General features: G+C 61.0%; 10 protein-coding genes and 1 pseudogene. 2 read left to right on the top strand and 9 right to left on the bottom strand.

Annotated features, from left to right (window positions below):
• A partial coding sequence (locus tag ATI53_RS18935; RefSeq protein ID WP_211315405.1) for a transposase occupies nucleotides 1–241 on the bottom strand: 241 nt, incomplete at its 3' end.
• Nucleotides 242–400: 159 nt separating this feature from the next.
• Here ATI53_RS18935 and ATI53_RS24065 point away from each other — a divergent pair.
• A pseudogene (locus ATI53_RS24065) lies at nucleotides 401–611 on the top strand (IS5/IS1182 family transposase); the annotation flags it as partial.
• Between the two features lie 64 nt (nucleotides 612–675).
• Here ATI53_RS24065 and ATI53_RS18930 read toward each other — a convergent pair.
• Both ATI53_RS18930 and ATI53_RS18925 read right to left on the bottom strand, forming a co-directional pair.
• On the bottom strand, nucleotides 676–1,926 hold the full coding sequence (locus tag ATI53_RS18930; RefSeq protein ID WP_009505019.1) for an ABC transporter substrate-binding protein: 1,251 nt from the start codon (nucleotides 1,924–1,926) through the stop codon (nucleotides 676–678).
• Nucleotides 1,927–2,209: 283 nt separating this feature from the next.
• Nucleotides 2,210–3,388, bottom strand: a complete 1,179-nt coding sequence (locus ATI53_RS18925; RefSeq protein WP_111551107.1) for an acyl-CoA dehydrogenase family protein — start codon at nucleotides 3,386–3,388, stop codon at nucleotides 2,210–2,212.
• Between the two features lie 106 nt (nucleotides 3,389–3,494).
• Between ATI53_RS18925 and ATI53_RS23445 the strand changes: the two genes are divergently transcribed.
• On the top strand, nucleotides 3,495–3,665 hold the full coding sequence (locus ATI53_RS23445; RefSeq protein WP_170134622.1) for a hypothetical protein: 171 nt from the start codon (nucleotides 3,495–3,497) through the stop codon (nucleotides 3,663–3,665).
• A gap of 9 nt (nucleotides 3,666–3,674) precedes the next feature.
• On the opposite strand, the gene ATI53_RS18920 is transcribed toward ATI53_RS23445, so the two are convergent.
• The 6 genes from ATI53_RS18920 to ATI53_RS18895 form a co-directional block, all read right to left on the bottom strand.
• Entirely contained in the window at nucleotides 3,675–4,670 is a 996-nt protein-coding gene (locus ATI53_RS18920) for a TAXI family TRAP transporter solute-binding subunit (RefSeq protein WP_111551106.1), read from the bottom strand.
• Between the two features lie 37 nt (nucleotides 4,671–4,707).
• Complete coding sequence (locus tag ATI53_RS18915; protein WP_170134621.1) at nucleotides 4,708–6,561, bottom strand: TRAP transporter permease; 1,854 nt, start codon at nucleotides 6,559–6,561, stop codon at nucleotides 4,708–4,710.
• 121 nt (nucleotides 6,562–6,682) lie between these two features.
• Complete coding sequence (locus tag ATI53_RS18910) at nucleotides 6,683–8,860, bottom strand: acetate--CoA ligase family protein (protein ID WP_111551104.1); 2,178 nt, start codon at nucleotides 8,858–8,860, stop codon at nucleotides 6,683–6,685.
• Nucleotides 8,857–9,234, bottom strand: coding sequence for a MaoC family dehydratase (locus ATI53_RS18905; protein ID WP_223866027.1), 378 nt, complete (start codon nucleotides 9,232–9,234; stop codon nucleotides 8,857–8,859). Before ATI53_RS18905 ends, ATI53_RS18910 begins: the two co-directional genes overlap by 4 nt.
• A complete protein-coding gene (locus ATI53_RS18900; protein WP_111551103.1) occupies nucleotides 9,231–9,617 on the bottom strand; it encodes a hypothetical protein in 387 nt (128 codons plus the stop codon). Before ATI53_RS18900 ends, ATI53_RS18905 begins: the two co-directional genes overlap by 4 nt.
• Nucleotides 9,614–10,021, bottom strand: a complete 408-nt coding sequence (locus tag ATI53_RS18895; protein WP_009506851.1) for a Zn-ribbon domain-containing OB-fold protein — start codon at nucleotides 10,019–10,021, stop codon at nucleotides 9,614–9,616. The genes ATI53_RS18900 and ATI53_RS18895 overlap by 4 nt, the downstream gene beginning before the upstream one ends.
• Nucleotides 10,022–10,023: the final 2 nt, after the last annotated feature.

Raw genomic sequence — 10,023 nt, 5'->3', positions numbered from 1 at the left:
GAAGGCTTTCGACGAAGCCTGTCGTCTGCCTTGGCGCCATGGCGAACAGCACGTTCATCGTCAGGCAGGCCTGGATCGCAGCGTCGCTATAGGTGCGCTGTCGGCCGCGCGTTCCGGTCGGCCTGGCCTCCCATGTCATCTCGGCATCGAACCAGATCGTCAGCGAGCCCCGGCGCTTCAGCGCTTCATGAGAGGCCCGCCAGTTCTTGTTCTTGTAGCTGGGGGGTGTCGGACTGCTCATGGCCCCCCAGCTATCACCCTGGATTCAAGAGGTGAATCCCTCACGGGCTTTGTGCAAAAGAGCCCCAAAAGGCGACCAAATCGTCTTAACGTCGGATTCTGCCCCCTCCGGCATCAGACCCCTTTCTGACGGTCGGCCAGCGCTCCTCCCGTCGAACACATGCTGGCAGACCGTTGATACGATGCCGACTGGTATCGTGAAGTCCTTGAAGACAAGGGGATAACCCAGAGCATCCCTTCCCGAAAGGACCGCAAGGGGCCGATCCCCCTCGGCAAAGCCCGATATCGCAAGCTCCACAGGATCGAGAAACAGCTTCGCCCGGCTCAAGGACTGGCGGCGCGTCCCAACACGCTACGACATGCGCCCCTAAATCTTCCTGTCCGCATGCGCACTGGCTGCCGTCGTCATGTGCTGGTTATGAAGCTTACCTTCGGTCATTCCAGTGAGAATTTGGACGAGCTTTCCGCGATCACTTCCCACACAACATCGAGGTAGTCGGCATTCCAGTCGGTCAGGGGAACCCAGGTCTCGCCGTCCCACTGCTCGATACGGGTTTTTCCGCCTCCACCGTGATCCTTGGTGGTCACCGTGACGGGGGACATGATTCCGCCGGCATCGTAGTTTTTTATCGCTTCGTAGCCTGCCTTCATGCTCTCGGCGGTGAGCGGCCAACCATTCTGCTCGACCGCAATGCGTGCGGCTTCGATCGCTACGGAGTAAACCGCAAGCCCCTTGTTGTAGTGGACGTCTCGCACATGCTTTTCAGGTCCGCTGCCCTTGCCATTCGCATAGAGCGTCTCGAGCATGGTCTTTACCAAGGGAATGTCCTGACCGCCGGCCACGTTGGTCCCGCGCAGGATACCTATGGCTGTCTCGGTGCCGATATTGGCGATATCCACCTCGTTGATCCAGTCAACGGAGATATACCGGTCGATCGGGAACCTGTTGCGCGCTATTTCTTTCGAAGCAACGACATGACCACCACCCAGCATCCATGAGATCACGTAATCGGGCTTGTCACGACGGATTCTGCTCCAGGCGCCAGACTGATCAGACCCCGGAAGCGGAACCGGATACAGTTCCAGATCGAACCCTTCCTTCTCCGAGAGAGTTTTGAGGATTTCGATCGGCTCCTGACCGAAGGGGAAGTCGAAATAGATGAACCCGATCGTGGCGTCGTTCAGATCGTCGCCCATCTGGGTCTTGATGAAGGCAATGTCGTTCGCGGCTTGTTGCCAGTAGGTCGGGCCCACCGGGAATACCCACTCGAACACATCGCCGTCCACCGCATCCGCTCTGCCCGAGAACGACTGCATGAGAATATTCTCGTCCCGCATCACTCGCGGCAGGACGGCGTTGGTTACTGGCGTCGAAAGCATGTAGAAGATAAACACACCTTCGCGCTTGAGTTGCTCATAGCATTCAACACCGCGCTGGGGCTCGTTACCGTGATCGCGTACAATCATCTCGACCGGATGGCCGTCGATGCCGCCATTCAGGTTGGTATACATTGCCAAGTCCTGCGCCGCCTGCGCGACCTGTGGCGAAATGAATGTATAGGACTTGCTGAGGTCAAAGCACAGTCCGAATTTCACCGGCTCCTTCTCTTGCGCTGAGATTTCGCTGGCACCCAACGCCACGATGGCGGCCAAAGCGACCGCCGCAAGATGGGAAAAGAGTTTCATGTCATTCCTCCTTAGTTGTGAAGTTGTCCGGTCTTTCGCCGGCTTCCAACGTTTGTCAGTGATTCCATGCCTCGTTTCGGTCGCGCCAGAGAAAGGCGATCTGCGTCTTTCTTCGGGATGGCAGGTCAATGGTTCCGAACGGTTCAGGTTTCCGCGACAATCATGTGTAGAGCTTCGACTGCGCGCGAGGCCGGGAGCCCGACTTCGGCAGACCCGACGCAATCACGCTGTTCGGCGCGGCGGGGCCTTGATGGAAGGCCCCGCATGTTAACCTCAAGGTTCGTCAGGCCGCTCCCTTCGCCTTCTTGTCATACTGAAGCGCCACCCGCCCGGCCTTTTCGCGGGCGATCACCAGCTTCTGGACCTGCGCGGTGCCGTCGCCGAGTTGCAGGCCGAGAACGTCGTTGTAACGCTGGTGATGCGGCAGGTCGGTGGTATAGCCATAATGTCCGTGCAGGATCAGACACTGGTGCAGGATCTCGCAGGCGGTTTTGGGCAGGTACCATTTGCACATCGCCGCCTCGGAGGTGTGGGGCAGGCCACGGTCGCGCAGATCCAGCGTATAGTAGCAAAGCTGGCGCATCATGGTCAGTTGGGTTTCGGCCTCGGCCAGCGGAAAGCTGACGCCCTGGTACTGCACGATGGGCGCGCCGAACGCCTCGCGTTCCTGGACATAGGCCCAGGTTTCATCCACCGACGCCTGCGCCGCGCCGAGGCATTCCAGCCCGATCAGCGCGCGGGAATAGTCGAACCCCGCCATGCATGTGCCGAAAGCCCGGCCCTGCTCGGCCATCATGTTTTCGGCCGGCACATATACATCGTCGAAGAACAGCGATCCGCGCCCGACAGGCTTGGTGCCGATGTCGTCGAAATGGGTGCGCTTGATGCCGTCCTGGTTCAGATCGACGAAAAACGCGCTGACTCCGCGCGCTCCGCTGTCGGGAGCGCCGGTGCGGGCAAAGACCACCGCCGCGTCGGCCTGTTCGGCAAAGCTGATCGAGGTTTTTTCACCATTCAGCCGCCAGCCGTTGCCGGATTTCTCGGCCTTCAGGATCAGGTTCGCCGCATCCGATCCGCCGCGCGGCTCGGTCAGGCCAATTCCGATGATCGCATCGCCCGACACCACCCTGGGAAGCCATTCCGATGCGATGTCCTCGGAGGCATGTTCGGCCACCATGCCGCCCATTAGCGAACCGACCAACTGCACATAGCTGACATTGAAATCGCCACGAGCGATTTCCTCGGTGACCAAGCCGGCTGTCACGAAGCTTTCGCCAAGGCCGCCAAATCGCTCCGGCAGGTCCGGAGCGATCAGGCCGAGCGCACCCATTTCCTTGATTAGCGCGCGGTCGAAACGATGCTCGGTGGCACGCTGTAGATAACCGGGTGCCAATTTCTCGGCTGCGAATCGTCTCGCGGTTTCGCGAAACGCCTTTTGGTCTTCGGTTGGCTGGAATTGCATTGTGACGTTTCCTCCCATTTGAGTCGACAAGCACCGCTAATACAAATTCTAACAACTGTAAGTTAGATATGACAAGCCAGATATGTTGGATGCAGAAAGAAAAAGAATGACCCGTCACCGCCTTGTTTCTATGGAATTTTTGCAGAAAAAAATAGGTGCCAAAAGTCCTGCTTCTGGCGTTTTGCTTCTTGAAACAAGCCGTTTTCAATTCAGGAAACGGCTTGGATTTTTGGCGGAATTAGCAAGCCTATTTAATTCAAGCCATCCCCCGAATTAGGTCTTTCCATCATTCCTTGAAAGGCAGCGGCGCATAGCCCGTCTCTTTCAAGGCGTTTACGGCCGCGTCATGCCATGGCACCGGCGGCGTCGCGCCCGCCACGAAGTCCTTCGTCGTGTTTTTGACGATCGGATGGACTTCGCTCGCGCGATCCATGTTGCCCAAGAACCGAGTGAGTATCTGCGTCACCGCAGTGTCAGGCAGGTCGGCCCGCCCCATGATCCAGATCGGCACACCGAAGGTCTGCACGGCGCTGTCCTGGCCCGCGTAGGTGTCCGCTGGAATAGTGACCGGAACAACCGCGCCGGGGGGGTTCATTTCCATGACAGCCTGCAGCGTGTCCGAAGAGACCGAAATCCAGCGCACATCGCGGCTTGTGGCCAGATCCTGAAGCGCGGGCGCGCCGGCGCCCATCACGGTGGACAGAACGTCGAGATTGCCATCGCGGACCCCGGCGACCTGTTCCGTCAGGCTGTTGGGGCGCGCATCATAATCCCCGTCCTTTACGCCTTCGGCTTCCAGCGCCTGCCGCACATAGGTGTTGGCAGAGGAGCCCGGCTCGCCCAGGCCGACGCGTTTTCCTTTCAAATCTCCGGGGCGCGCGGCCTCCGTGTCTGCCGACGCGACAATCTGGACAAGGGAGGCATAGATCGGAAGGATCGCCCTCAGATCGGTCGCTGCCGAGGGATATCGACCCTTGCCCCGGTAGGAATCATACGCCTCTCCTCCGGTGTGCAGAATCAACTGCGCTTCATCCCCGCGCAGCAGGCGGTCGTTTTCAACGACGCCGGCACTGGGAAAAGGCGTGATCTTCAGATCTTCGCTGTCCTCGTTCACCACGGTGGCCACGGCCACGGCGTACATGTAGCCGGTACCGCCGCTGGCCGACGTCGCGAGGCCAAGCTCTGTCCTGTCTTGCGCAAGCGTCATCGTGCCGAACGTGCACGTTGCCGCCAGCCCCAACAGCCCAGCCCACAGACTGCCTTTCTTTGATATCACGGTCATCTTATCCTCCTTTGATGGTCCATGCGAAAAGTGTCGTTCATAGTGTGGTCGCGGAACTCAGGGCTGACCGTCGCCGTTTGAACTCGCCTATACCGATGGACAGCGCGATCAGAAGTGCGCCCAGCAGGTCTGTCAGATGATCCGGAGCAAAGGCCATCAGCGCCCCGAACAGAAACAGGGCACGGCGAAACAGGCCGACGGGGCCGCGAAAATAGCCGACCGTCGCAGCCGACAGACCGACCACCGCGATCGCCGCATTGAACAACGGCACGATCAGCGCAAGGACATCGCCTTGGAACAGCAGGCCCGGCTGATAGACGAATATATACGGCATCAGAAAGGCCGGCAGCGCGATTTGCAGTGAGGTGAATGAGGTGCCGAGCGGTGCGGCACCGGCGATACCGGCGGCGGTGAAAGACGCAAGCGCGACCGGCGGTGTGATCGCCGACAGCGTCCCGAAATAGAACACGAACATATGCGCTGCCAGCGGCGGTACGCCCAGCCGCACCATCACCGGCGCGATGATCAGGGCAAGGATGATATAGCAGGCCACCGTCGGCAGCCCCATCCCCAGCACGATCGAACTGACCATGGTGAGGATCAACAGGAGCAGCAGCGAGTTTTCGGCCACCTGGGTCATGATCGTGGTCAGGTTCAACCCCAGCCCGGTGGTTTCGACCACACCCACGACGATCCCGGCCACCGCCACCGCAACGGCTACGGGTGCCACGCTGGTCATACCGTCTACCAATGCATTGACCATGGCACGAAACGACAGCCGATGGCGCGATTGCAGCATGTTGAGCGCCAGCAACAGCGCCAGCGACAGCAGCGCGGCATAGCGCGGCGAATACTGCATCATCACCATGCCGAACAGCACCGCCAGCGGCGCCAGCAGGTATCCTGAATCCTTCAGGAGTTCGCGTGCCTTTGCCTTTTCAAAGCTGTCGAGCCCCCGCAGGCCCCTCTTGCCCGCCTCCAGATCCACAATCAGAAACAGGTTCAGATAATAGATCATCGCAGGGAACAAGGCGGCCAGAATGATGGTGCCGTAACCGACCTGAAGCATGTCGGCCATGATGAACACCGCCGCCCCCATGACGGGCGGCATCAACTGGCTCCCGGAAGACGCCACCGCCTCGACGGCGCCGGCGAACTTTGGTGAATAGCCCACGCGCTTCATCATCGGAATGGTGAAGGTGCCGCTGGCCGCCACATTGGCCACGGCCGACCCCGAAATACTGCCAAGCAGCCCGCTGCCGACCACCGCGATCTTCGCCGGCCCGCCGCGCATCCGGCCGACCATCAATTGCGACAGACGCACGAATGTGTCCGACGCTCCGGTGGCCGCCAGGAAAGACGAGAACAGAAGGAAATACAGCACCACGTCGGCCACCACGCCCAGCGGCACACCCAAAACGCCCTTGGTGGTCAGGAAGTTTCCGGCCGCCAGAGAACTCCATTTCAGCCCGCGGTGCGACAGGATATCCGGCATTTCTCGTCCGAACAGGGCATAGAGCAGGAAGCAGATCGCGATGATCGGCAGCGCCGGGCCAAAGGAAAGCCAGGTGGCGAACAGGAGCGTCACGATCATGATCGTCGCCAACACCACTTCGGTCTGGCCAAAAAAGCCCGAACTTTCGGCAATGGCTTGGAAATTTACCACGATAAAGCCGAGCGTCACCACGCTGCACAACGCGGCCAGGTAAAGCGCCAAGGACAGCGCCCTGTTTTTCACACCGTCTGCCGGGATGCTCTGCAAGCGACCGAGAAAGACCAGACACATCGCCGCTCCCAGCAGGATCGAGCGCTGGACCAGCGCGGGATAGCTGCCGTACCAGGCGGTGTAGATAAAGAAGGCGGCAGTGGCGATGGCGATAAGAATTGTCATCACACGGGGAACCGCCCGCATAAACCCGCTCGGCCTTTCGGCGGCGTCGTTCGTCATGTCTGTCCTCCCATCGGTGTCCGCAATTATGCCGGACGCCGGTCACTCGTGTCGGAATGCGATGTCACAGCTCTTGCAAGCCGGGCGATTTCTGTCGTTCGGCGCCTTGCGCATCGCGGGGCGGTCGCTCGCTGGCCTGCCCCTCCTGTGCCAGCCGATGCTGGGACAGGGCATCGAGAGCAACGAAGCGCCCATCGCGGGTCAGGGCCAGCGGGTTGATTTCTATTTCCTCGATCGAGGGTTCGGCCGCGAAGGCGTTTCCCAGATCGGCCAGCGTTTGGGCCAGTGCTTTCAGATCGCCCCTGGCCCCTCCCCTGTACCCCTCGAACAACGGCGCGGTGGCCAGCCCGCGCAACATCGAAAGAACGGCGTCGCCGGTGAGTGGCAGGTAGGCCATCTTGCTGTCGGGTCGCAGTTCCACTTCGACCCCGCCGCGTCCGATCAGCAACAGCGGGCCAAATACCGGATCGCGCTTGAACCCGACGATCAATTCCTGTGCCACGGACGACATTTCCTGAATCAGAATGCCATCCAGCCGCAGCCGGGTTTTATCGGCAATCTCCAGCATGTCCTGTACCGTGCTCTTCAACGTATCAGGATCGGCAATGCCGAGGCGCACCCCGCCATGATCGCTTTTGTGCGGCATGTCCGGGCTTTGCAGCTTCACCACCAGAGGCGTCGACAGGGTCGTCACCCCCTCTACCGCCTCGTCCACCGTCCCGACCAGAAGCTGTTCTGGAAAAGCCAGGTCCGAATGCGTGCGGATGAAGTCCTGCGCCCGTATTTCAGAGCGCGCCTCAAGCCTGTCCGCGACGGGCAAAGGCGCGTGCCAGCGGGTGCCTTCAAGCCGCTGGGCCTTTTCCAGAGCGGCGCTGAACTGCCGCGCGGTCTTCATGGCCTGAACGGCCTCGGGGATATCGGCAAAGACCGGCAGGCCATGGGACTCAAGTTCCCGCACAACCTCGGCCGGGGCACCGATCCAGACCACGGCCACCTGTTTGCCGCGATTGGCGAAGGCACGGACGAGACTGTCGGACAGATCCCTGGAAATGCTGACCATCAAGCCGATGAACAAAACAAAGCTGTCATGATCCGGGGCGCTGCCAAGGGCATCCAGAACCCGGCTGAAAATGCCGCTGTCTCCGGCAACGCTGCCGGTCACATCCAGCGGATTGTTGGCCGAGACGAAACCCGGCAATGCGTCATTCACCCGAGCGCGGGTGTCGTCGTCAAAGGGTGGGACGGAAAAGCCCGCCTCATCCAGATCATCGGCAAGCATAACGCCCGCACCGCCCGATACGCTGATCACGCCGACGTTGGGCCCGCTGGCGGGCGGCTGCATCAGGATCAGCCGCGCGACCGCGACCATTTCCGACAGCGAATTCACCCGGACGATGCCGATCTGGTCGAACAGCGCCTGATATCGTGCGTCCTCACCCGCCAGCGCCCCGGTGTGCGATGCCGCCGCCGCCGCGCCGGTTTGGGACCGGCCCGATTTGATCAAAACAATGGGTTTGCCTGCCGAGATCGCGGCCAAGGCGGCGTCGCGGAACGCAGGGCCGTCCTTGATATCCTCGATGTAGCCGCCGATCAGCCGCGTATCGGGATCGTTGGCAAGGTGATGAATGGCATCCGACACGTCGACCCCGGCCTCGTTTCCGGTGGCAATCCAGGACGACACCCCGATGCCCCGCTGAAAGACCATATCGAGCCAATAGGCTCCCAGCGCCCCGCTTTGCGAGACAAAGCCGAAACCGCCCTCGATCAGATCGTGGTCTTCCATCGCGGTGGTGAAGGACGCGATGACATGGTTGCGGATATTGATGGCGCCAAGGCAGTTCGGCCCCAGCAGCAGCACCCCGGCGTCATGGCACATCTGCCCGAGGCGGGCCTGGACCGCAGAGCCCTCGGAGGAATATTCGCCAAAGCCGGAGGAAAAGACCACAAACGCCTTGATCCCCGCGGCGATCCCCTCGCGCAGGATATCTTCGACTGCCGCCGCCGCCGCCGCCACGATGGCCAGATCGACCGGCGCGCCAATGGCCGAGATCGACGGATAGGCCTTTAGCCCCTGCACGATTTCGGCCTTCGGGTTGATCGGATAGAGCTTCCCCGCATAGCCCAGCTTTTTCATGTAAGCGATGGGCCGTCCGCCGACCTTCATCGGGTTCGACGACGCCCCGACCACCGCGATCGAGCACGGATTCAGCAGAACATCCAGAGTCTTGAACGTCGCGCTCATAGTCGCGCACTTCCCTTGATGACCGACTCGCCGTTCTGGTTTTCCACCCAGACAGACAGACCGCCCAAGTCATCCGGCTGATGCCGGGCGGTCAGCCGGTCGTTGATCCGCACGGGCTTGATGAACCGGACATCCAGCGCCGCCCGTGCGCAGCGCGCCGCGCCAAAATCCCGCCGCAAAGCCTGCCAGATCAGCGCCAGCGACATAGTGCCATGTGCGATCACGCCTTTCATCGGCGTGGTCGCGGCAAATTCCGGGTCTGTGTGGATCGGATTGTAATCGTTGGTGATATCGGCATATTTGCCGATCACCTCGGAGGTGATATCCAGGGTGACGGGGCTGCCGCCCTCGACAGGTTTCGTTTGATCGTTCACGCTGCCCATATCAACCTCATCTCGCCGGAGAACAGGAAATTGTCGGCGTCGTCGTGGCTCCGGGTTTCCAGAGTCAGCCAGCGCCGGCCCTTGCGCAGTTCCTTGCCCGTACAGGTGATGGTGGTGTTCACCGTCTCACCCAGCTTGGGCAGCCGCTCCAGTGCAAAGGTCTGGCCTGCATGGACATTGCCTGGCGGACGGGGCGCGATCAGCTCCATGTAGGCGTTCATGACCAGAACGGCGATCATGCCTTCGGGCATGTCGGGTGCGCAGGCGGCATCGTCGGGGAACAGGGCCGTCCATTTGCCGAAAAGCGCGTCGTCAAGCGTGACGGGCGCGGTCCCGAATATGTGGCCGGGCCGGAAATCGTCGAACGTAATCATGCCGGGCTCCTCTGGACCTGAGGCATTTTGAACCCGTCGGCGCCGCGCGGCTCGAACACGACCCGCACCGGATCGCCGATCTGCGTGTCGAGCCGGTCTTCACCGATCACGTTCAGCATGAGCCGCACACCTTCCGCCATATCCACGAGGGCCAGCACATAGGGAAGCTGATCGCGGAACGCCTTGGTCGGCGCGCGGTGAACAACGGAAAAGCTGGCAATCTTGCCGGTCCCGCTGCTTTCCCGCCAAGTCAGATCGGCGGAATGGCAGGTGCCGCAATAGCTGCGGGGAATGGCCTGCGGGGCGCCGCAGTCGGCGCAATGCTGAAGCACCAGCCTGTCTTGCTGCGCGGCGTCCCAATAGGGGCGGGTATCGGCGTTCGGTCTGGGGATGGGAAGGTCCATTC

This window comes from Salipiger aestuarii (genome assembly GCF_003259905.1).
GTDB lineage: Bacteria > Pseudomonadota > Alphaproteobacteria > Rhodobacterales > Rhodobacteraceae > Salipiger > Salipiger aestuarii.
Note: the sequence above shows the minus strand (reverse complement) of the source record. Positions and strands in the feature narration are given on the sequence as shown.

Bases quoted from the DNA above. Each gene is read 5' to 3' on its own strand.
- ATI53_RS18930 (WP_009505019.1), bottom strand. From the start codon at position 1,926: ATGAAACTCTTTTCCCATCTTGCGGCGGTCGCTTTGGCCGCCATCGTG.
- ATI53_RS18925 (WP_111551107.1), bottom strand. From the start codon at position 3,388: ATGCAATTCCAGCCAACCGAAGACCAAAAGGCGTTTCGCGAAACCGCG.
- ATI53_RS23445 (WP_170134622.1), top strand. From the start codon at position 3,495: ATGACCCGTCACCGCCTTGTTTCTATGGAATTTTTGCAGAAAAAAATA.
- ATI53_RS18920 (WP_111551106.1), bottom strand. From the start codon at position 4,670: ATGACCGTGATATCAAAGAAAGGCAGTCTGTGGGCTGGGCTGTTGGGG.
- ATI53_RS18915 (WP_170134621.1), bottom strand. From the start codon at position 6,561: ATGACAATTCTTATCGCCATCGCCACTGCCGCCTTCTTTATCTACACC.
- ATI53_RS18910 (WP_111551104.1), bottom strand. From the start codon at position 8,860: ATGAGCGCGACGTTCAAGACTCTGGATGTTCTGCTGAATCCGTGCTCG.
- ATI53_RS18900 (WP_111551103.1), bottom strand. From the start codon at position 9,617: ATGATTACGTTCGACGATTTCCGGCCCGGCCACATATTCGGGACCGCG.
- ATI53_RS18895 (WP_009506851.1), bottom strand. From the start codon at position 10,021: ATGGACCTTCCCATCCCCAGACCGAACGCCGATACCCGCCCCTATTGG.